At 63.4% G+C, this 21,538-nt stretch carries 22 protein-coding genes; all 22 read right to left on the bottom strand.

What is annotated here, in order from left to right; genetic code table 11:
- Positions 1–187: 187 nt before the first annotated feature.
- The 22 genes from ACTJJK_RS15970 to ACTJJK_RS15865 all read right to left on the bottom strand — a co-directional run bounded on the left by ACTJJK_RS15970 (position 188) and on the right by ACTJJK_RS15865 (position 21,489).
- Positions 188–985 carry an amidohydrolase gene (locus ACTJJK_RS15970; RefSeq protein WP_440730682.1) on the bottom strand — a complete coding sequence of 266 codons (798 nt, stop codon included), beginning with the start codon at positions 983–985 and terminating at the stop codon, positions 188–190.
- A 97-nt stretch (positions 986–1,082) separates the two neighbouring features.
- Positions 1,083–2,762: a type IV secretory system conjugative DNA transfer family protein gene (locus ACTJJK_RS15965; protein WP_051884462.1), complete on the bottom strand. Its 1,680-nt coding sequence runs from the start codon at positions 2,760–2,762 to the stop codon at positions 1,083–1,085.
- 39 nt (positions 2,763–2,801) lie between these two features.
- On the bottom strand, positions 2,802–3,083 hold the full coding sequence (locus ACTJJK_RS15960; RefSeq protein WP_031370755.1) for a hypothetical protein: 282 nt from the start codon (positions 3,081–3,083) through the stop codon (positions 2,802–2,804).
- A 46-nt stretch (positions 3,084–3,129) separates the two neighbouring features.
- The gene (locus ACTJJK_RS15955) at positions 3,130–3,654 is read right to left on the bottom strand and encodes an XVIPCD domain-containing protein (protein ID WP_031370754.1); all 525 of its coding nucleotides are present in this window, start codon (positions 3,652–3,654) and stop codon (positions 3,130–3,132) included.
- A gap of 354 nt (positions 3,655–4,008) precedes the next feature.
- The gene (locus ACTJJK_RS15950) at positions 4,009–5,271 is read right to left on the bottom strand and encodes an XVIPCD domain-containing protein (RefSeq protein ID WP_440730681.1); all 1,263 of its coding nucleotides are present in this window, start codon (positions 5,269–5,271) and stop codon (positions 4,009–4,011) included.
- A gap of 44 nt (positions 5,272–5,315) precedes the next feature.
- Entirely contained in the window at positions 5,316–5,894 is a 579-nt protein-coding gene (locus ACTJJK_RS15945) for a hypothetical protein (RefSeq protein ID WP_440730680.1), read from the bottom strand.
- Positions 5,895–6,026: 132 nt separating this feature from the next.
- Entirely contained in the window at positions 6,027–7,136 is a 1,110-nt protein-coding gene (locus ACTJJK_RS15940; protein ID WP_440730679.1) for an XVIPCD domain-containing protein, read from the bottom strand.
- A gap of 41 nt (positions 7,137–7,177) precedes the next feature.
- Positions 7,178–7,783 carry a hypothetical protein gene (locus ACTJJK_RS15935; protein ID WP_440730678.1) on the bottom strand — a complete coding sequence of 202 codons (606 nt, stop codon included), beginning with the start codon at positions 7,781–7,783 and terminating at the stop codon, positions 7,178–7,180.
- 58 nt (positions 7,784–7,841) lie between these two features.
- Positions 7,842–8,504 (bottom strand): hypothetical protein, encoded by a 663-nt coding sequence (locus ACTJJK_RS15930; RefSeq protein WP_440730677.1) that lies wholly within the window; start codon positions 8,502–8,504, stop codon positions 7,842–7,844.
- 160 nt (positions 8,505–8,664) lie between these two features.
- Entirely contained in the window at positions 8,665–10,041 is a 1,377-nt protein-coding gene (locus ACTJJK_RS15925) for an XVIPCD domain-containing protein (protein ID WP_440730676.1), read from the bottom strand.
- 53 nt (positions 10,042–10,094) lie between these two features.
- On the bottom strand, positions 10,095–10,772 hold the full coding sequence (locus ACTJJK_RS15920) for a hypothetical protein (protein ID WP_152566090.1): 678 nt from the start codon (positions 10,770–10,772) through the stop codon (positions 10,095–10,097).
- Between the two features lie 380 nt (positions 10,773–11,152).
- On the bottom strand, positions 11,153–12,259 hold the full coding sequence (locus ACTJJK_RS15915; RefSeq protein WP_051884452.1) for an XVIPCD domain-containing protein: 1,107 nt from the start codon (positions 12,257–12,259) through the stop codon (positions 11,153–11,155).
- 303 nt (positions 12,260–12,562) lie between these two features.
- A complete protein-coding gene (locus ACTJJK_RS15910) occupies positions 12,563–13,090 on the bottom strand; it encodes a hypothetical protein (protein WP_223619593.1) in 528 nt (175 codons plus the stop codon).
- 412 nt (positions 13,091–13,502) lie between these two features.
- Complete coding sequence (locus tag ACTJJK_RS15905) at positions 13,503–14,015, bottom strand: DUF4189 domain-containing protein (RefSeq protein WP_440730675.1); 513 nt, start codon at positions 14,013–14,015, stop codon at positions 13,503–13,505.
- Between the two features lie 99 nt (positions 14,016–14,114).
- Positions 14,115–14,594 carry a DUF4189 domain-containing protein gene (locus tag ACTJJK_RS15900; protein ID WP_081930612.1) on the bottom strand — a complete coding sequence of 160 codons (480 nt, stop codon included), beginning with the start codon at positions 14,592–14,594 and terminating at the stop codon, positions 14,115–14,117.
- A gap of 136 nt (positions 14,595–14,730) precedes the next feature.
- Positions 14,731–15,252 carry a DUF4189 domain-containing protein gene (locus ACTJJK_RS15895; RefSeq protein ID WP_081930611.1) on the bottom strand — a complete coding sequence of 174 codons (522 nt, stop codon included), beginning with the start codon at positions 15,250–15,252 and terminating at the stop codon, positions 14,731–14,733.
- A gap of 11 nt (positions 15,253–15,263) precedes the next feature.
- Positions 15,264–16,433, bottom strand: a complete 1,170-nt coding sequence (locus tag ACTJJK_RS15890; RefSeq protein WP_051884451.1) for a type IV secretion system protein — start codon at positions 16,431–16,433, stop codon at positions 15,264–15,266.
- A 93-nt stretch (positions 16,434–16,526) separates the two neighbouring features.
- On the bottom strand, positions 16,527–17,294 hold the full coding sequence (locus tag ACTJJK_RS15885) for a hypothetical protein (RefSeq protein ID WP_440730674.1): 768 nt from the start codon (positions 17,292–17,294) through the stop codon (positions 16,527–16,529).
- Positions 17,295–17,356: 62 nt separating this feature from the next.
- Positions 17,357–18,121, bottom strand: coding sequence for a hypothetical protein (locus tag ACTJJK_RS15880; protein ID WP_031370744.1), 765 nt, complete (start codon positions 18,119–18,121; stop codon positions 17,357–17,359).
- Between the two features lie 60 nt (positions 18,122–18,181).
- Entirely contained in the window at positions 18,182–20,638 is a 2,457-nt protein-coding gene (locus tag ACTJJK_RS15875) for a VirB4 family type IV secretion/conjugal transfer ATPase (protein ID WP_031370743.1), read from the bottom strand.
- A 175-nt stretch (positions 20,639–20,813) separates the two neighbouring features.
- Positions 20,814–21,128 (bottom strand): type IV secretion system protein VirB3, encoded by a 315-nt coding sequence (locus ACTJJK_RS15870; protein WP_081930610.1) that lies wholly within the window; start codon positions 21,126–21,128, stop codon positions 20,814–20,816.
- A complete protein-coding gene (locus tag ACTJJK_RS15865) occupies positions 21,121–21,489 on the bottom strand; it encodes a TrbC/VirB2 family protein (protein WP_440730673.1) in 369 nt (122 codons plus the stop codon). The genes ACTJJK_RS15870 and ACTJJK_RS15865 overlap by 8 nt, the downstream gene beginning before the upstream one ends.
- Positions 21,490–21,538 lie beyond the last annotated feature (49 nt).

The raw sequence follows: 21,538 nt of genomic DNA, 5'->3' as shown, positions 1-21,538 counted from the left end.
CGAAGGGAATCCAGACGGACTTTTGGGCCAGCAAAAGAAAGTAACCCGGCCGCGTCAGCGGACGGAAGCTTTAGATGTTGCCTCACCGCTCTGCGGTAAGAGGCGTCGCAACCGCCAGCTGCGCAGTCGCGGCTTGCGCCGCTCCTACCCAAGAGCAGCGGCAGCGGCGCCGCAACGCTCGAGATACTCAGCGCAGTTCGAAGCTGTCGCCGTCGAGCATGGCCGGGAAACGCTCGCGGTGCGCCGCCAGTTCCGCCGCCTGCAGGGTCGTGGTCACGACCACTTCCTCGTCGGTGCATTCGCTGATCGGGTGGCCGAGGAAATCGATCACCGCGCTGTCGCCGGAATAGCTCAGGCCGTTGCCGTCGCTGCCGACGCGGTTGAGCCCGGCGACGTAGCACAGGTTCTCGATCGCGCGCGCGCGCAGCAGGGTCTTCCACGGGTAGGCGCGCGCCGCCGGCCAGTTGGCGACGTACAGCAGCAGGTCGAAATCGAGCGCGCCGGGGCGCTCGACGTCGAAACGGTTGCGCGAAAACACCGGGAAACGCAGGTCGTAACAGACCATGGGGCAGATCCGCCAGCCCTTCCATTCCACCGTCAGGCGCTCGCGGCCGGCGGCATAGCGTTCGTGTTCCTTGGCGTAACGGAACAGATGGCGCTTGTCGTAGGTTTGCAACTCGCCGTCGGGCGTGGCGAACAACAGGCGGTTGAACACGCCGTCGTCGGTGCGCAGTTGCACGCTGCCGGCGACCGCAGCGCCGAGCTTGGCCGCCTGTTCGCGGATCCAGCCCACGGTCGGCCCGTCCATGGTCTCGGCGTCGCCGATGGCGTCGTTGCTGAAGCCGCTGGTGAAGGTCTCCGGCAGCAGCACCAGGTCGGTGATGCCGCGCAGCGAAGCGATCAGATGGCCGTAGTAATCGCGGTTGCCGGCCGGGTCGTGCCAGCGGGTGGCGCCTTGGACGAGCGAGATGCGAAGGTCGCGCATACGAGCTACCGAACAGGGGGTCTGCGGACATTATGCCCGCGAAGCCGCGCCGGTTGCCGGGCCGGAGCCCGGCAACGCGACGCACGACTCATCCGGCTCAGCCGGTGCCGATGTCCAGCACCGGCACCGACACCTTCGGCAACAGGCGCTGGGTGAACAGCTTGTCCTGGTAGTACTTGATCTTGTCGCACTTCACCGGGTGCGGGATGCCTTCGTACAGGAACACCTCGCTGTCGAAGCCCATCGCCTTGAGCTCCTGCGGCAGCATCAGCGCGCGGCGCTCTTCCGACTCGCTGCGCGAGACTTCGCGGCCGCGGGTGATGTTCTCCTTGCGCACGGTGGTGTAGCCGAGCATATCGGAGTAGTCGTTCGCGTCCTGCTGCTCGCGCGGCGCGTAGATGATCTGCAGCGCGTGGTTGGTGATGATGGTGCGCGAGATGTCCTTGCCGTAGGTGGCGTCGAGCTGCGACATGCTCTGGATGATCGGCAACAGGCGCAGGTTGTAGCCGGCCATGTACGACACCGCCGAGGCGATGATGTCGACCTTGCCGATCGAGGTGAACTCGTCCATCAGCAACAGGCACTGATGCTTGAGCTCGGGGTTGTTCTGCGGCAGCTCGCGGGTGTTGAGGTTGATGATCTGGCTGAAGAACAGGTTCACGATCAGACGGCTTTCGGCCAGCTTGTTGGGCTGGATGCCGACGTAGATCGTCATCTTCTTCTTGCGCAGGTCGGTCAGCAGGAAATCGTCGGTGTTGGTGGCCGCGTCCAGGACCGGGTTGATCCAGGGATTGAGCGGTTCCTTGAAAGTGCCGAGGATCGAGGCGAAGGTCTCGTCGGCCTGCGACAGCATGTTGGCGAACGCCGACTTGGCGTTGCTGCTGAGGAAGGGCCGCTGCGACAGGCCCTGCAGGAACGGCTTGAGCTCGGTCTTGCCGTCGCCCGAGGACAGGCGGTACACCGCGCCCAGGGTTGGGATGGTGCCGAACGGGAAGCCGACCTTCTTGGCGTCTTCCCAGGCCTCGAACAGATACAGGGTGAAGGCCATGAAGGCGTTGCGGGCCTGGCTGACCCAGAACTTCTGGTCGTCCGAGCCGTCCGGATACAGCATCGCGGCGATGCTCATCAGATCGGAGACGCGGAACGCCGGATCGCTGGACACGTAGGTCAGCGGGTTCCAGCGATGGGTGCGGCGATCCTCGGCGAAGGGGTTGAACAGGAAGATCTCCTGCCCTTGCTCGGCGCGCCAGCCGCTGGTCAGGTCGAAGTTTTCCTGCTTGATGTCGAGCACGACCATCGAGCCCTGGTAGTTCAGCAGGTTCGGAATGACGATGCCGACGCCCTTGCCCGAACGGGTCGGCGCGGCGAGGATCACGAACTGCTGGCCGCTGAGTTGCACCAGCTGGCCGTTGAACTTACCGACCACGATGCTGGTGGGGGTCGACTTGAACATGCCCTTGGCCGACAGGTCGCCGGAGCGCGCGAAACGCGCGTCGCCGTGCATCGACTTCTTCTTCGGCTTCAGCATCAGCACGGTCAGGATCAGATAGCCGACCATCGGCAGGCCATAGCCGATGAAGCCGCCGGCCTTGATCTTGCCCACGTATGGCTTGTACTGCGGGACGTCCAATACCTTGAGGTAATCGAGGTAGGTGGTCCACTTCAGCGCACTGGTGTCGATCTTCATCAACATCAACGTCACGTATCCCGACAGATACGTCCCCGCGGCCAGTACGAGTACCAGTACCGCCAGGGCAAAAATCAGCTTCCCTTTCACGTCATGTTTCCTGCTTGGTTTCCCCGAACCCGCTGTCGGTCAGCGTCGCTTGCGGGCGGCCTGCAGCCTGGAAGGCTCCCCCGGAGGCGATGACTCCATCATATCCGGCGACGAGCCTCCGCTGGAGGCCCTTTCCTGCTCGATCCAGAATTCCAGCCAGTTGCGGGCGTCGGTCAGGGTCAGTTCCTGACGCATTTTGAGCCCGGAAGAGGACATCACCGCGTAAGCGTAGATGTCGTCGCTCTCGAACTGCGGGTCCGGGGTCAGGGCCACGATCTGGTAGCGGCCGCGGGTCAGGATGTGATGACGGTATTCGTTCATTGCAGGCCTCCGATGCCTTCGCGCGCTCTATGGCGGCGCGGGCGTTTCAGTCTTTGTCTTTGAACAGGGCACGGGCCAGCGACGGCTCGCGTTCGCCGCGGTGTTCGGCCTGACGTTCGGCCTGGCGCTCGTCCTGCCGTTGCTGGTCCTGGAGTTCCTGTTCGCGATTGAGCTGGGCCAGCTGCTGGCTGCTCCGTTCCATCGATTGCGCCGCCGCCTGGGCGGTGTCGACATAGCTCATGCGCCGGCTCGGCGAATCCAGCTCGCCCTCGATCACGAACGCGCGCGAACCGTCCTTGCTGAGCACCACGTGATCGGCGCTGCGCAGGCCGCCGGTGCGCGCTTCCAGGGCCAGGGCCGCGGCCAGGTTGTCGCGCTGGTCGCCGGAGTAATCCTTGAGCCCCATGTCCTGCTTGTCGAGGCAGACGCGCACCTGCGAGTACAGGTCGTGATGCGGATGGCTGGGGCTGCTGAGCAGCGAGCGCTGCTCGGCGCGGCGCATGTCGTCCAGCGTCTGGGTCGTGGCTTGGCCGTCGACCTTCAATTGCTGTTCCTGAGTGCTTCCGTTCATCGTTGCACCTCCGGCCGGAACCGAATCGTCATGCTCGCGCAATAGCGGAAACCCCACAAGGGCGAGGCGCCCGGGCCGGTGCGCGCAGCCCGGCCTGGTTAGAAACATTGGCATCCCGGCCCCGCCGTCGCCGGCCGGCCGTGTCCGCCCGCCCGATCGCGGGCGGCCGGCAAAGCGGCAGCGACAGGCTCGATCTCCCTAGCGATCGAGCCTGCCCTGCCCGCTCCGCCCCTGCGGGCGAAGCGACGACGTCCCTGTCCGGACATCGCAGTGGTTGCAACGCATTCCCTTGCCTGCGATGTCCCCGATCCGGATCGGCGCTCTCCTCCACCAGAGTTGTGCGCCGGCCCAGGGTCAAGCCATCTGGATCCTCGGAGCTTCCTTCTGCGGCGCCTGGGCCTGCTCGCGCGTCGGTGCGTCCTGTTGCACCTGGAAGGTCGAGCGTTCGACCGGCTGCTCGGCCGCGTACTTCTTTTCCACGTGGACGCGGTTCTGGCTCGGATCGTTGAGTTCGCCCTGCACCGCGAACAGGCCGTTGCCGTTCGCGCTGCGGGTGACGTGATCGATCGCAGTCAAGCCGCTGACCTTCGCTTCATAGGTCAGCGCAGCGGCGGCGCGCTCCATCTGTTCGCGATTGCCGAAGCCGCCGTTCGGCCCGAGCTTCTCCAACCCGGCCACGGCCTGGCGGTAAATGCCGTTGTCCGGGTGCACCGGATTCGACAGCAACGGCGCCTCGCCGGCCTTCTTCAGCGCTTCCAGCGTCTTCGGGCCGGCGATGCCGTCGTCCTTGAGGCCGTGCGCATGCTGGAAAGCCTTGACCGCTTCGCGGGTGCGATCGCCGAAATCGCCGTCGGACTTCAGCGCATGGCCGTGGCCGTCGCGGTAACCGAGCTTGTTCAACTGCTCCTGCAGCAGGCGCACGTCGCGGCCGTGTTCGCCTTCGCGGATCACGCCGTCGGCAGCGGCGCCGCGGCTGGCCGGACGCGGCGTCGCTTCGCGATGCCCGGCTTCGCGATGCACGTCCTCGCGCGCCGGCGCTTCGGCGGTCTGGCCGTTCTTGGCCGGATAGCGGTCCGGGGTGATCACGCCACGGTCGATGTCCTGGATATAGCGCTTGAACTGATCAGCCTCGACTTCGACGTGCGCGTGCACCGAACCGGGCGTGCCGGTGTCGGACATCGCGCCGAGCGGCTGGCCGTATTGCACGTGCGCGCCTTCCTTGAGCTTGAACGAGTGGGGGTCCATGTGCAGGACCTGACCCACCAGCTTGGCGCCGGGCTGATCGTGCGGACGGTCGTAGATGCGCAGCGCGGCGGTGGGGTCGTTCGGCAGGTAGTGCACATAGCCTTCGACCGGCGCCGGAATCTGCACCCGCCCCGGGCTGTCCTGGCTGAGGATGAAGTCTTTCTTGACCAGGGTGCGGCCGTCGTTGGTGCGACGGATTTCCTCGAACTCGCCGTCGACGCGCGCATGGTCGCGGCCGTGCTCGAAGTCGGCGTCGCGGCCGGTCTGCAGGCCGCGCGCGTTGCGGCTCGGGTGATGGATGTCGAGGTCGTCGTAGCTGTGAACGTGCTCGACGCGGCGGCCCACGCTTTCCGTAATGCGGTAGCGGCTCATGAGAGTCCTTCCATTGAGTGATTGAGAGGGTGCTGAAGTCGCGATCAGGGGGCGGACGGTTCCGGGTCCTCGGCGAGGAACCAGCAACCTTCCTGTTTGACGAAGCGGTACGAATTACCTTCCGACATGCCGTACTGGTAGCGGACGAAATAGGCGTCGGCCGGCTCGGCCTTGACCTCTACCGCGACCGGCTTGGGATCGACCGCGCCGGCGCTGTCGACGACATGGAAACCGTCGTCGCGATAAGCGAGGTTGAAGCCGGTGTAGTCCTTGCCCGGCACCTGCTCGGTGCGTTGCTGGGTGTCTTCGCCGACGTCGACCAGGTCGACGACCTTGACCGTCGGCAAGGTGAAACGGGTCTTGGTCTGCGCATCGCGTGCGTAGGCCTTGAGGAAATCGTCGAAACCCTGCGCGGGGCACGCGGCCGCAGCCGCCGGGGCCGCCGCAGCGGGGGCCGAGGGCGTCACCGTCGCGCCGACCGCCGGCGTTGCGGGCACCGCATTCGGGCTCGCGCCTTCGAGTTCCTTGAACGGCGATTCCGACTGCTCGGCGTCGCCGGAGCTCGCGCCGCAAGCGACGAGCGCCAGGGTCAACGGGATTACCAGAAACCGGGGGAGATTCATGCCTGTCTTCCTTGTGCGTGGCGATCGGTGCATGGCGATCTTTGCGGGGGGACCTTGCGGGGGTTCTTTGCGAGGAGCGTGGGATCGATGGCGGCAGGGCCGATGCGGGGCGCGGATCGGCCCTGCCCGCCCTCAGATCGTGTGCATCCTCGGCGGCTGTTGCTGCTGACGCGGTTCCTGGGCCTGCTGCTGCGCGGTCTGGGCCTGCTGCGGCAGATCCTGTTGCAGCTTCTGGGTCGATTGCTCGAGCGACTGGTTCATCGCGATGTCCTTGTTGGCGAACACGCGGTGATGGGCCGGGTCGTTAAGCCCGCCCTGCACCGCGAACAGACCGTTGCCGTTCGTGCTGAGCACGACATGGTCGATCTTGTTCAGACCGCTCACCTTCGCCTCGTAGGTCAGGCTCGCCGCGGCGCGCTCGAGATCCTCACGGCCGCGGAAGCCGGCCTGCGGCCCGAGTTTTTCCAGCCCGCCGAGCGCCTGCTGGTACATCGCGTAATGCGGGTTGTTCGGGTTCGACAACAGGTTCGACGGCTCGCCCTTCTTGAGCGCGTCGAGCGTGCGCTTGCCGGCGATGCCGTCGTCCTTCAGACCCTGGTCGCGCTGGAACGCCAGCAAGGCCTCGCGGGTACGCTCGCCGAAATCGCCGTCGGCATGCAGCGGCCGCCCCTGAGCGTCGCGATAACCGAGCTTGTTGAGGTGGTCCTGCATCGCGCGGACGTCGGCGCCACGCTCGCCCTGGCGCAGCACGCCGTCGTCGACCGCAAGCCGGTCCGTTGCGGCCTGGCCGCCGCGCGCGCCGACCGTCTGGCGCTGATTCCAGAAGGTTTCCGGGTTGAGGTTGCGGCCCTCGCTGTCCTTCATCTGGTAATGGACGTGCTGGGCGTACTGCTCGGAACCGCGCGGGCCACGGCCGCCCATGGTGCCGATCTCGGTGCCGGGTTCGACGCGCTGCCCCACCACCACCGACTGGCTCTGCGTATGCAGCAGCTGATGGCTGTTGCCTTCGGCATCGCGGATGCTGATGGTGCCGTAGCGCCCGCCGACGAATTCGACGGTGCCGGCGACCGGCGAATGAATCGTCGGATGGGTCAGGTTGACGCCGGCCTGGCCGCCGACGTAGTTGAAGTCGGAGCCGCCGTGGGCGCCGTTGTCGCGGTGTTCGCCGTAATGGCCGGTGATGTGCGCCGAGCGTCCGTGTTGCGGCGGCAGGATCACGTTCATGGTGTCCTGGTACGACATGTCAGCGTCTCCTCATGGGCTTGGCTTGCATCGGGCGGCGCTCACAGGGAGTCGTCGCGCGTGCGGTACAAGGTCCAGCATTCGCCCTTTTTGAAGAAGAACGACATCTGGTAGTCGGTGTCCGGCTTGGCCAGCATCACTTCCTTGTCGCCGTTCAATTCGGTTTGCCTGAGCACGAGTCCATCGCGCTTTTGTTGCTGCGCGCCCGGCATCACCGGGAAGCGCAAGGCGGTTGCGTCGAGCATCGTCGTGACCGGCCTGGGTTCCGGATCGGCGTTCGCATCGACCGTCTCGCTCTGCAGCGGGCTTGCGGTAAAGGCCTTCTGGATGGCGACGTCGTCCATGAACGCGGCCAGGAAGGCGTCGAATTGCTGCGACGGACACGCCACGCCGGTCTTGCCGGCGGCAGCCGCCGCGGTCTTGACCGGGGCCGCGGCTTTATCCGCAGGCGCCGTCGCGCCCGGGCCTCTGGAGGCGACTTCGCAGCCACCCAGCCACACCAGCATCGTCAGCACTACTACTTTCTTGCAGTTCATCTTGCTTCCCCAAACACTACGGCCTGTCGCAGCGGGCCGACCATCGGCCCCCGTCGAGCGGCGCCTGCGCCGCTGCCACCTTCCGTGGCCCTGCTGATGCTCCTGGTCCATGCCCGGTTCCTTGCTGCCGCTTCCGTGCGGATCGAGGGCAAGGCTCCGAACCTGCCGCCTACGACTTCAGATCGGGTTTCAGTCCCACTTGGAACGTGTTGCGCCGATCGCTGTCGTCGAGACGGTAGTACTGGCCGGAAACGATCAGGCCGCCATTGCTCCAGCGCAATCCCTGCGCCCCCTCTTCGACCCAGGCCGAGACGGGATCCTTGACGCCCGGCACAGGCACGTCCGCCTGGCCTTGCACCGCGCCGTCGCCGAGCGCGAGCCTGACCACGCGCAACAGCGTCTGCGACGAGGCCTGTTGCGGCTGGGTGTCGGACTGCAACAGCACGTACACCGAATCGGCTTCGCGCACGCAATGGGTCGCGCGGCTCTGGTAGGTCTGCGTCGGCAACTCCAAGGTGCGCGTCCACAAGGCCTTGCCGGAAGTCTCGGCCACGTAGGCGACGGGACGCTGGTTCATGCCGTCGTCGTCGACCGCCGCACCGACCACGCATTGCTTGTTGTCGCCGATCGATTCCGAGGCGTAGGAAGAAAACCCCGGCGGGATATCGGTGCTCTTGGCCCGGGCGTCGCGCGGGACGCCGTCGTTCGCCGCCGAGGCCAGCGGCTGCGGCGTCGACACCGACGCGTTAGCGGCCGGATCGGCGCTGCACGCGGCCAGCACGAAAGTAAGAGCGGATACAGCGAGCAATGCGGTGTACGGGTTCGTCGTCATGAGCCGGTCCAACAAGTCCAGTGATTGAAGCCGCGGGCGACGAACACCGCCCGGGGCGCACTACACGAGCCGGTCTGGCACGCCCGCCGTATCGGCGGCGGACGCACCAGACCCCACCGCCCCTCGTCCCCGCGTCCTGCGGGAGCGAAGGGCCACTCGGTCAGGCCATCATCGGCCTGGCTTGCTGCTGACGCGCTTCCTGCGTCTGCGGTGCCTGCTGCTGCACGTCCTGCTGCAATTGCTGGCTCGACTGCTCGACCGTCTGCTGGCGCGCCTGGCGGCCGTCGACGTGCACGCGGTGGTTGCCCGGATCGGCGAGTTCGCCCTGAACCGCGAACAGACCGGTGCCGTTCGCGCTCGGCACGACGTGGTCGATCTTGCTCAGGCCGCTGACCCGCGCTTCATAGGTCAGGCTGGCCGCGGCACGTTCCATGTCTTCGCGGTTGCGGAAGCCGGCCTGCGGGCCCAGGCGTTCCACGCCTTCGAGCGCTTGGCGGTACATCGCGTTGTCGCGGTTGGCCGGGTCCGACAGCAACGGTGCGCGCGCCGGATCGGCCTGCTGCGGCGTCGGCGTGGCGCGGCCTTGCTGAGTGGCCTCCTGCTGGGCGCGATCCTGCGCAGCCGGCTGAGCGCCGTCGCGGGCGCCCTGCTGCTGGTTCGGCTGCGCGTTGCGCAGTGCTTCCAAGGTCTTGCTACCGGCGATGCCGTCGTCCTTGAGGCCGTGTTCGCGCTGGAATGTCTGCAGCGCTTCCTTGGTGTGGGCGCCGAAATGGCCGTCGGGATTGATCTCGTTGCCCTGGGCGTCGCGAATGCCGAGGCGCTTGAGCTGCTCCTGCATCTGCTGCACGGCCGGGCCGCGCTCGTTGAGCTTGAGCACGCCGTCGGCCATCGCATCGCGCTGTCCCGGGGCGGCCGGCAGCGCCACTTCGCCGCGCGCCAAGCGCTCCATCACTTCCGGAGTCAGCGCGCGTTCCCACTGCTCCACCGCTTCCCGGCGTTCCTTGAGGTGGTTGTAGCCGCCGTTGATGTCGTGGGTGGCTTCGCGAACATTGGTCTGATGACCGTTCGGTACCACCCGGCCCTGCCAGTAGTGCACGGCGATCTTGGCCGCGTTCTCGCGATCGGAAGCCAGGTCCGGGTTACGGACCACGTCGATGCCGATCTCGCGCGCAACGCGCTCGTAGTTGTCGCGGCCGGTCAGCTGGACATAGCCGCGGCCGTGGAAACGCGCGCCGTCGCCCGGCTCGGTGTTGCCGAGGTTTTCGCGGCCCCAGGCGCCGCCGTAGATCGCATTGGCGATCGCATCGCGGCCGCCGCGGACGATCGCGTCGGCCTCGGCCTTGGTGTCCATGCCGTTGCGGCCCGGGAACACTTCGAGCAGGCGCTCGCTGCTGTAGCCCAGCCCCTCGTGCATGCTCTTGAAGCCGCCGGACTCGACCTGCATCTGGCCCATGAATCCGGCCAGTTCCTTCGGATCGCGGATGCCCGCTTCATAGGCGCGGAGCAGCAGAAAATCACGATTGCTTGGGGTCGACATAATTCCTCCTTGATGGATCTTCGATAGCGGCCGGACCCGGTCCGGCCGATGAATTAATTCCTGGGCGGCAGGCCGCGCTTATCGAGCTGCGCGTCGCGGTCCCAGCTACGGGTGAACTTGAACAAGACGTTGTCTTCGTTGCGGATCACGCTGTCCTTCTCGCAGCTCAGCGCGGTCTCGGGCTTCGCGGCCGCGTCGGCCACCACCATCACGCCCTGCTCTTCCAGCCCCATTTCGCCGGACACCGAGTAGAAAATGTGCTTGCGGCCGCCGTCCTCGAACGAATAGGCGTAACCGCCGGTGTTGCCGGCAAAACCCAGTTGCGTGCGCTTGAAGCGACGCGCCGGAGCGGACTTGTCCGCGGGGTAAACGTAATCGTTATGACCTGCGGTTCCCTGGGCGAAGTAGACATAGCCCGACTGGTCGGTCACGCCCTTCGATGCGCACAGCGACGCCAGCTTCTTCTCGGCGCCGGCGAGGGTGCACGAGATCACCACGTCCTCGTCGGCCGCGCACAGCGAACGGCCGTCGCCGGCGGGCGCTGCGGTCGCAGCCGGTGCCGGCACTGCGGGAGCCGCAGTTGCCGGGGCCGGTGCTTGCGATGCCGTCTCGGTTGCAGCGGTGGTCGCGGCCGCCGGCGCTGCCGACGTTTCGCCGTTCGCCGCAGTGCCGCCCTGGCAGCCGCTCAACACGGTCAACAGTGCGATGCCCAAGAGATTCACAGATTTCATAGCAATTCCTTGACTGATCGAGGTAACGGGGTGTCGCGGGTGGATCCGAGCTCCATTGGATCCGAGCTCCATTGGATTCGCGTTCGATTGAGTCGGCATTCAATCGAGTCCGCATTCAATCGCCGAACGCGGCAGCGGAACAGACTGCGCTCGCAGTGCTGGCCGGGCCCGGCTGGCTGAAAGAAAGTCGCTGACACGGGCACGACCGGGACGGCCTGACCAGACCGGCGCACGACGGCGAAAGAACTGGGAGCCACCGAACGGACGCGACCACCGCTGAGCCGACACGCACGCTTGCGCGCACGCAACGACGGGCACGAGGCGACGCCGACCGAGCAAGACGGCGTTCCGATCGCATGCGCGAACGGAGCGCCGCATGCTTAGGCGGTCAGAACCTTCGGCTTGTGCTCTTGCGTCGGCGCGGCCTGCTGCGGTGCGTCCTGCTGGACCTGGAACGTCGACTGCTCGACCGGCTGGTTCGCCGCCTGAGCCTTGTTGACGTGGGCACGTTGGCTGCCCGGGTCGGTCAAGCCGCCCTGGACCGCAAACAGCCCGCTTCCGTCCGCATTCGGCACCACGTGATCGATCCGGTTCAGACCGCTCACCTTGGCCTCGTACGTCAGCGTCGCCGCAGCGCGCTCCAGTTCCTGGCGATTGTGGAACGCCTGCGGACCGAGCTTTTCCAGCCCGTCCACCGCGCCCTTGAACATCGCATGGTCCGGATGCGCCGCATTCGACAACAAGGGCGCCTGCTCGGCCTTCTTCAACGCTTCCAGCGTCTTGGGGCCGGCAATGCCGTCGTCCTTCAGGCCATGGGCCTGCTGGAACGCCTGCAGCGCTTGCTTGCTGCGATCGCCGAAGTCGCCGTCGGCCTTGAGCGGCTGCCCTTGCGCGTCGCGGTAGCCGAGTTTGTTGAGCGTTTCCTGCATGCCGCGCACTTCCGCGCCATGCTCGCCACGCTTCAACACGCCATCGGCCATCGCATCCCTTTCGGGTGCGCGCGGCGTCGTCTGGGTCTGGCCCTGGGTCGGGGATGCGTCGTTGACGGCCCGCCAGGCGGCTTGCGGCGTAAGGCCCTGGTCGATCGCGGCCTTGTACTCGGCCCGCATCGCCTGCAGCGCTTCGCCGGCCCGCTCGGCCGAGATGGAAGCGCGATTGCCCCCCATTCCGCCGTAACGGCTGCGGCCGGTGTCGGGATCGGCCACGCTGGCCCATTCGGCCGCCATCGCTTCCTGCGCATCGTGCAGCGACACGCCGGGCTTGCCGGTGATGTAGCCGTGGATGTCGGGGCGCTTCTGGACGATCAGGTAATCGGAGAAGATCCGCTCCTGCAGCTCAGGGGTGAAGCGCTGGTCCGGGTCGAGCCGAAGCCCGCGGACTGCGCCGTCCATGGTGCCGGGGATGATTTGATACTTGCCGACCGCGAACAGGCGGTCGGGATCGCGTCGCGGCAGGTGCTGCGCTTCTTGCAGCTCGCCGACGGTCATGCGCGAAAAATCAATCGTGGCGCCACGGGCGTCGCCCGCGCTTCCGCGATTGTATGAGTTGTATCCGCCCTCACCTTGCGCGATGAGGTCGCCTAGTCTGTTTCCCATTGTAGTGAGCCTCCAGCTCAAGCAAGTAAGTCGATGGTTACCTGGAAAACCGATTCATCCTGAATCTTTCCAGGCCATGCGAAACCGGCCGGAGCCGACTTCGACTTTACGGACCGGGCACTTGCAGACCCGGGACCGCAATGGCGCATCTGCGCCACGATTTCTTGCGAGCTGGAGCGGCCTCCTGGCCTGTCCTCAGCCCTTGGAGGCTTTCGCGAAGCCCCACTCGGTAACGTTCAAGCGCGAATCCTCACCAGCGACGTTCCAGTCCTCGACCATTCCATAGGTCGTCACGTCCAACTTCTCGCCGCTGCTGACGCTTTCAAAGTGCATTATGCAGTAGCCGTCGCCGCTGCAAGCATCCAATTCGGGAATTTGATCACAAATTTCAGCTTCGCCGCCCACATTTTTCTTGCAGGCCGGCTCCACCACCGGGGTCCAGCCGCCCTCGAGCACCAGCTTGCGAAGATCGGCGTAGGCCATGTCCTTCTTGAAGGCGGCCTGCAACTCGGTCGACGAGCGGGTCGGGCTCTTGGCGACGACCGCTTCGGCCGTGGCTTCGGAAGCGTTGCTATCCATCGCGTTCTCCATAGGCGCAGCGCTGTCGGTTTGCGCTTGTGCTTTGACCGCTGGCGCCGCGTCCGCCTGTCCCCGGCCCGAGTCCGCGCTGCATGCGCAGAGCGAGACGGCCAACAGCAACAGGATGATTCGATTCGGCTTCACTGCGACTCCTTTGCAGTCCAGAACCGCAGGTTAGCACAGCCGCAAACGCGCTCGGACGGCCTGCGGACCCGGCGGAATCGGGCCGGGGTGAAACCGATGAACGAGGCAAAGTCGGTCGCCTGTGGGAGCGGGCTCGAGGGTCGCGCCCACCCTTCCCTGTTCATTGGAGAGTCTGCAGCCAACCCAAGACCAGAGATCAGATCAAGCGTCGAAGGTTCACAGCCACCTAGAGCGTCTCGCTTCGACCGGATCGGGTCTCTCGAGCCCCATTCGTATTCCTCACGGCAGCACGAGCACGGGCTCCGAACATTCCGAATAGACGGTCTGGCACCGCCCTTTTTCTAAGCCGGTCTGTCATCTAAGCGAATTCTTATTGCGTGCCAGCAGGGCGACATGGCTACGCTTTTCAAAGCTACTGCACAAGCACCGGTTTGGTGCACTCCGAATAGACGATACGGCACCCGCGATTATTACTGGCATCGTCGCCGATACAACTCTTCATCGCGAGCCCTGTCGCGACTTCTATCGTAGAACCGCCTTGCGTGACGATGGTTGCACCCGGTATCGAAGGCCAAGCGATGACGGCGCACTGGTTCTCATAGGCGAAAAGCAGCTTCTTGCAACCGCTCGCGCCACTCGCGGCACAACGCTTCAAGGCTTCCTGCTCGGCCTTCTTCCTGCTGAAGTTGCCGACCGAAGTGCCTACATCTCCGCTGATCGGATCAATCGCAATAGCACCCCAAGTCAGTTTCCAGCTTGGCTCCGCAGGCACGGCTCGCGAGGCTGCTGCATTCTGCGGCCATGCGCTCGGAGGAAGGCATTGCGGATTGCCCGCCGAAGGAATGCCTGCGGGACACTGCGCCATTGAGTCGTCGTTCCACAGCAACCCAATACCAAGAACCACGAATAAATACGCGACTTTCATTTCAACATTCCTTGTTTCCTTACCTACCGAGAGAAGGACGTTCGCCCGCACTCGTCACTCTTCTCGCCCCATCAAATCGAACCACTCGTGAAGATGCGGTTATCGCATCAACTCCGGAGGGCTGCAATTCGTGTAGTGAATACGGCAGTTCACGTCGTCATTGCTGCACTGGCGCATACCCAGCTCAGAAGCTCTGTCGACAGTCGCAGCAGTGTGAACGCTGTATTTCTTGTCGCCCGTAACAAGGATCGCGCATTGATCGAAGTACGAGACATCCAGGACGCAATTTTTGCCCCCTCTCTTACGGCATTGCGAAAGTGCCTGCGCTTCCGCCTGCCGCTTGGATTTCATTCCGGTCGAGGTGCCTAAGACTGCTTTCGGAGCATCCGTCGCGATCGCTCCCCAGCGACTCTCCCAGCGCGACGGCGAAGGATCTTGGCGTACAGGCGCGTTCTGAGGCCATGCATTCGGAGGGATGCAAGAAGGATTCCCGGCAGCAGGGATACCGGCTGGACACTGAGCCTTCGCAGCGGGGCTAAGTGCGAATACACCGAGTAATACGAGACAGGCAGCCTTCATTGCATTGTCTCCAAATAGAACAGCGCTATGCGCCTAAGCCATCGAGCGTGACTGCAACATACCAATAAAAAAGCCCGCATCTCGATGACGCGGGCTTTCTTAGCCACTTATTAGTACGACCACTCTCAGAACGAAATTACCGCGACACGAGCACCGGGTCAGAGCACTCAGAATAAACGATCCGGCATTTCCCGCTGTCGCCAACACTGGTACCCGCACATCTTTTTAGTGCGATTTCACTTGCTGCAGCGACGCTAGCACCGCTTTGCGCGATAACTCCTGCACCGACGCCTACGACGGCGGGCCAAGCGATGACCGCACACTGGTTTTGATAAGAGAACAGAACCTTCTTGCAACCGGTCGCGCCACTCGCTTGACAACGATCTAAAGCCTCTCGCTCAGCCTTTCTTTTACTGGGCTTACCAACCGCAGTTCCTACATCACCGCTATCCAAATCGATAGCGATGGCACCCCAGGTCAACTTCCAGCTCGGAGGCGCGGGGACCGCCTGCTGTGCAGGAGCATTCTGCGGCCAAGCGCTCGGAGGTATACATGACGGATTCCCTCCTGATGGAATACCGGCCGGGCATTGCGCCAAAGCAGGTCCAGCAAAAAAAGCAGAGAGACCAGTGAGTACCAAGAGGCTGACTGCTTTCATGCTAAGAGCTCCTATTCCTTGCTACCTGCCAACCCGCGCTGCCCCGGTGAGGGTTCCGCGTTAGCCTGCTGGCCTGAGAATCGCGGAGCGGCAGCTTGGGACTGCATTTGTGAGTGGTACTGACTACCTTGCGATTCGGCGGCCCGCTGCGGCGGCTGTCCACCACCGCTGTAGTGCGGCGGAATGCCCGCGCCCGGCGAACCCGACTGACCGGTTTGACCTTGGAACTGGTTGTACGAACTGAACTGACCCAACACGCCCTGGAAGAACATCGCGGCCATCGGCGGTGCGCTGATGATGAGCACCGTCAGGATCAAACCCAAGCCGCCCTGCTGCAACGCCTGACTCGACATGCCCTGGGTGAAGTTTTGGCCCAGGATCGCACCGGCTATCGCGGTACCCCAGAAAACCGCCGCCACCTTGGCGACCATCTCCATGGCAATCGCGACCATCGCACTCAACATCGCCATCGAAAACATGGTTCCGATGCCATAGTACAGCCACTTGCTGAACAGTTGCTTTGTCTGGTCGAAGAGCAAACACAATATGAATATCGGTCCCAATCCGATGAACAAAGCCATCGCAATTTCATAAAGCAGCAGGGAAATACCCGCAGTAATCGCAGGCCCGCCGGTGCCGAAACCGACCGCCCACATAGCCCGGGTCTTTTCGTCGGTCAAGGCTGGATCGCTGACGATCTGCATCGCGTCGATGCTCGACCAGGCCAATTGCATCCACCCCAGGTTCTTGTCGATCTGTTGCTCCGGGGTGGAATTCTGATCGCCAGTGACGACCCAGTTGATTTCCTTCTTGACGTCGTCGGTCAGGAACTCGTGCAAGTCCGTTCCGAACACGCCCATCGAAGTCGCGATCGCGACGATGAAGGTCGCGCGCAACGAATTGGTCACCAGCGCCATCATCGGTTCGCGCGACATGCCGGTAACGATGCGGTAGCCCTGCAACAGGATCCACAAGGTCATCAAGGTCAGCGCGATACCGCCGACCCACTGCATCGCGTTGCCCATCAGGTCGAGACCGAACTTTTGGATCTCACGACGCAAATAAGTCAGGATCAGACGGAAGAAAACAAAATCCCCGACCGAATCGATGCGCAAGTTGAGCCAATCCAGTGGACTGGAGTTCGGCAGCCAGCCGCCGCTGAGGTTAAATCCCTTAATCATCGCTGCACCCGCTATCCCTGGAATCGCTGTTGCCGGCCCGGCTCATCCGCATGCGGAGAGCGGCCTTGATTCGAACGTCGCCGTTCGCCCTTGTCATTGCAGAGCCCCTGCCATCACCGCCGTGCTGAAGGCCGAGCCAATCAGCGTCTGCTGGCCCTTCAGGCCGCGCTTGGCGAGCGTGTTCTGCTTGTCGACCATCGCCACGATATAGGCGTCGTAGATACCCATCTGCGCCTGATACATCTGGTACTTGATATCGAGATCGTTCGCCAGGCGCATCGATTCGCTGTTCACGCCTTCCACGTTGCCCTGATCGCTGCTGGTCCTGCGCTGGCTCTGCACCTGGCCGAGCAAGCGCTGCATTTCCGGCACGGTGTCGCGCGAGAACCTGACGGTGTAGTTGAACTTCTCGACCTTGGCGCTCTCGATGTTCACGCAGATCTGCATCTGCTGCTCAGACAAGTCGCCGTCGAGGTTCAAGCCCACACGGGACATCAGATTGCCGAGAATGCTGCCTCCGCCGCTTGGCTGACGGCAGCGCTGCTCGACCACCTGCGCCTTATCCAACTCGCGCCAGGGCTCGGAGGTCGGCAAGGCGATCGGGTTGTCCAGGAAACTCTGGAACTTGATGAGCTGCTGTTGGAAGTGGTCGTACTGCTTCTTCCACTCGGCCATTTCCTTGCCGAACTCTACGACGCGCTCGGCGCTGGTCGCGATCTGCTGACCGATATTCGCGGCCATATGACCCGGATCGGTGACGACCCATTGCGCGTTGACGCTGCCGGCCGTCATGACACAGCTCAGCGCCAGGACGCCAACCGCAAGGTTCTTCTTGTACGCCTGCTTGGCATTCGTTTTCATCTTCCCTCTCCCGATCCGATAGTTGCCACTGGCATTGCCGATCAGTGATCCATGAGCCCGACTTACTGCAGCGCGCCCGCCATGGCCGCGGTGCTGATGGCCTGACCCAGGGGGTTCGCCTGGCCCTTGAGCGCGCGCGTCGCCAACGTGTTCTGCTTGTCCATCATCGCGGCGATGTAGGCATCGTAGGTCTTCATTTGCGCCTGCCAGGACTGGTACTTGATGTCCAGGTCGTTCGCCAGGCGCATCGATTCGCTGTCCACGCCCTGGATGTTGCCCTGGCTGCTGCTGGTCCCGCGCTGTCCCTGGATCTTGCCGAGCAGGCTCTGCATCTGCGGCACCGAGTCGCGAGCGAACTTGACGGTGTAGTTGAACTTGTCGACCTTGGCGCTTTCGATGTTTACGCACACCTGCAACTGCTGCTTGGCCAGATCGCCGTTGAGCTGTAAGCCGACGCTGTCCATCAGCCGGCCCAGCAGGCTGCCGCCGGCATCGCCGCACTTCTGCTTGACGACCTCGGTCTTGTTCAACTCGACCCAGGGCTCCGAATTCGGCAAGGCGATCGGATTATTCAGAAAGCTCTGGAACTTGATGAGCTGCTGCTGGAAGTGTTCGTACTGCTTCTTCCACTCGTCCAACTCTTTCACGAATTCGCCGGCACGCTCGCCCGAGACGAGGATCTGCTGGACGACGTTCTGTATGGTGTGACCAGGATCGGTAACCACCCATTGCGCATTCACGCTTCCGGCCGCCATCACGCTACTGAACGCCAGTGCGCAGACAGCCAGCTTCTTAGTGCGCGCCTGCTTGGCAATGTTCGATTTCATCTTCCTTCTCCTGATCTGATGGTTGACGTCAGATACTGCTGAATAAGCGGTTCGCCAGGCTCAGGCCGCGGCGGAATCGGAAACCGCCTTCTTGGCCGGACCCTTGCCCGAACCCTTGCGGTTGTCGAAAAAGTCCTGCAGCCAATCGGCGGGAACGAGATCGTTCTGAGTAATGCCCTTCTTGTGGGCCGCCTTCTCGAGCACCTGGTGCATGATGTCGATGTTGTCGGTCGAAGCGGAAATGACCGCCAAGGCGTCGTCCATGCCGCGCAGGTTGAGCTGGCAGACGACCGCCGAGTGGCCTTGCTTGACCAGGAAGCAGCGCGAACGTTCGTCGAGGCCCTTCACGACCTGGTACTCGGCATCGGTGAGCTTGAGGCCCTCGATGTAGTCTTCGCGGCTGGCGTTCGGGTTCGGCAGCAGGATCAGCGTCGCGGTCTGTTCGATCAGCGATGCCGAGATGTCGCTGGCCAGCGCGTCTTCCGGGCTCTGGGTCGCGAAGATGCCCATGCCGTTTTGTTTACGGATGGTCTTCTGCTTGTTCTTGGCGAATTCCTTGAGGCCGCCGCTGCCGTCGAGGATCTTCCAGAATTCGTCCATGACGTAGATCAGCGGACGGCCGTCGATCAGCTCTTCGAGGCGGTGCAGCAGGTAGTTGATCACCGGCACGCGCACTTCGGGGTTGTCGATCACGTCGGTGTAGTCGAAGCCGATGATGCTGGCTTTCTCGAGGTTGACCGTATCGACCGGGTTGTCGAACACCCACCCCAGCGAATTGCCCGCGGTCCACTTGCGCAGGCGCGCATACAGACCGTCGTCGCCCATGTTGGGCAGGCTCTTCTGCAGGTTGGTCATGCTGCGCAGGTGCGGCGGCGTGTCGAGGATGTTCTCGACCGCGCGGAAAATGTCCTCTTCCTCGCGTGCCGAATACACGGTCTTGCCGGCCAGCACCTTGATCAGATCCGAGAGGAACTGGGTATTGGTTTCGTTGTTTTCGCACTGGAACGGATTGAAGCCGGTGGGCTGACCGTTCTCGAGGGCGAGATAATTGCCGCCGCAGGCGCGCACGAAGATCTCGGCGCCGCGATCCTTGTCGAAGAAGAAGATCGTCGGCACCGGCTTGAGCTTCTGCACCTGGCTCAACAGGAAGTTGATCAGCGCGGTCTTACCGGTACCCGACTTACCGATCACCATGGTATTGGCGATGGCCTTCTCGCCGAGCGAGTTTTCGGCCGGATGGGTCGCGTGGAAATTGAAGTAATACGGCTGGCCGTTGGTCGTCTGCAAGGTGGTGACGCAGTCGCCCCAAGGATTGTTCTCTTTCTTGCCGGTGGCGAAGTTATGCAGCGGCGACAGGCCGAGGAAGTTCAGCGAGCTGACATTGGCCAGGCGCGTGCGGTACTTCCAGTTGCCCGGGAACTGGGCGTAGAACGAGGACGCCACGGCCAGGTCTTCCTTGGCCGAAATGAAGCCGGCGTTGGACAACTCGGCGCGCGACATGGCCAGGTGCTGGGCGAGTTTTTCCTGGCTGTCGGCGTACACCGTAAAGGTGAAGTGATACTCGCCGAGCACGAAGTTGCCCGAGGCGAGCTGGTCCATCGCCATGTCGAGTTCGATGATCTGGCTGACCGCTTTGTCGCCGGACGAAATCATCATGCCCTTGGTGCGGTCCAGCGCCTTCAGCGCGTCCTGGCGTCCCATCGGGCTGAACGAATGCGTCACGACGTATTCGAAGTCCAGGTACTTCAGGCCATTGAGGATGCCCGGGTACGTGGCGTCGGTGTATTCCTTGATGTTGAGGATCGCACCGAAATGATTCACGCCGTTCGGCGTATTGATGACGAAGTCGCCGGACTTGTTCGAGAACATGTGCCGGCTGACCGGCAGGTAGTTATAGACCGGGGCCGGCAACACCGGCACCGGCTCGTCGATGCGGTTGAGCAGGTAGCCGAAGAACTCCAGCGCCTCGGAGAACACCAGGCCGTTCTTGGCTTCGTACATGCCCAGCCGGTACGGCGCGTAGTCCTTCAGGACCGCCTCGACGTTGCTGGCCAGCTCCATGAGCTTGCCGATCGCCTGGTCTTGCTCTTCCTTCAGCTGCTCGACGTTCGTCGACTTCTCGACGAAGCGCTTGCCCGACACGATCGGGCGGTAAATCATCGTCAGGTACAGCTCGTTCTGCATGAGCTTCTGACTGGACAACGACGCGAAGTAGCCGTCCGACAATTCCTGGTTGAAGACCTGGTCGAACTGGTTCTTGGTGTTGACGCGGCGACGACGACGGATGTCGTGCACCCAGAACGCCACGTTGACGAAGTCCGGCGCGCGCAGGGTCTGCAGCATCCGGTTGAAGGTGTTGTGGCGGTGCTCCAGCTCCCACTCCTCGCGCCCGACGAAAGGCAACCCACCCAAATGCCACACCAACAGGAAGTCGCCCCCGGTCGTCTTCAGCACCGTCGGCGATACATGGGTGGACAGCGGGATGAACTCGCTGATGGGAGCGTCGGGCGTCAACATAGGGTGAGTACGTGCCTTCTGGGGTGGATGTAGCGGCTGTTTGAGGCTGGACGGCTGGGACGGCTGAATCGCTCGAGGAACTCGGCTGACAGCGAACTCGGCTAACAGCCGGCCGCGAACGGCTGCCGGCAAAGCCGGACGTCATTGCGGGCTAGCCGCAATGACGTCCGGGACTTCATTTTTTCGCTTTCTTGTCGCTGGGGCTGCGATACAGGTTCGGCGTGAACACCCACATGCCCTGGTGGTGCTCCAGGTTCCGCACGCGAGCGCGGAACTGGAAGCGCAGACCCAGCAAGCGGAAGATCAGCTCATCTCGCCGGGTCATCTGCCGCATGATGAAAATCACCACCGGCAGCAACAAGATGCACCACATATCGATATAGAACGTCAGCAGCATCGAGGTCCCGGCGCCGAAGGCGAAGGGAATGTACGGAACGCCGAGGAACATCGGCGGACGCGTACAGCCGCGAAACAGCGCGTTCTTATGCATACGAGGACAGGGCCGTCATCACCATCACGTTCTGGCCGACGTCATCCGGGATCACCATGTTGGCCAGCTGGGCGGCCGCGCCGATCAGGAAGCCACCGATCAGGACCGGAGCGACGTCGGCGATGCGCTTGTGAGCGAACGCGATCTGGTAGCCGGCGAAGATCACGGCGATGGTCACGACCGCGATCGAAGCGATATTGAGCAACGAGTTCAGGTTGTTGATGAAGCCGCTGACGCGCTCTTCGGCATTGGCGCCGCCGCCCGGCTGAGCGAATGCCAGTTCCGGCAGGACCAGCATGCTGACGAAGAGAGCCGCCATGCCGAAGGCAGAGACAAAGTTCTTGAGAATGGTGTTGTTCATGAAGAGATCCCTTCTAGTTCGCGAGTGGACAAAGGTGGTGGAGAAGAAT

Origin of the sequence: Lysobacter sp. 22409, assembly GCF_052045105.1 — a bacterium.
In the GTDB taxonomy this organism is placed as follows: Bacteria; Pseudomonadota; Gammaproteobacteria; order Xanthomonadales; family Xanthomonadaceae; genus Lysobacter; species Lysobacter antibioticus_B.
This window is presented reverse-complemented; position numbering and strand designations above follow the sequence as displayed.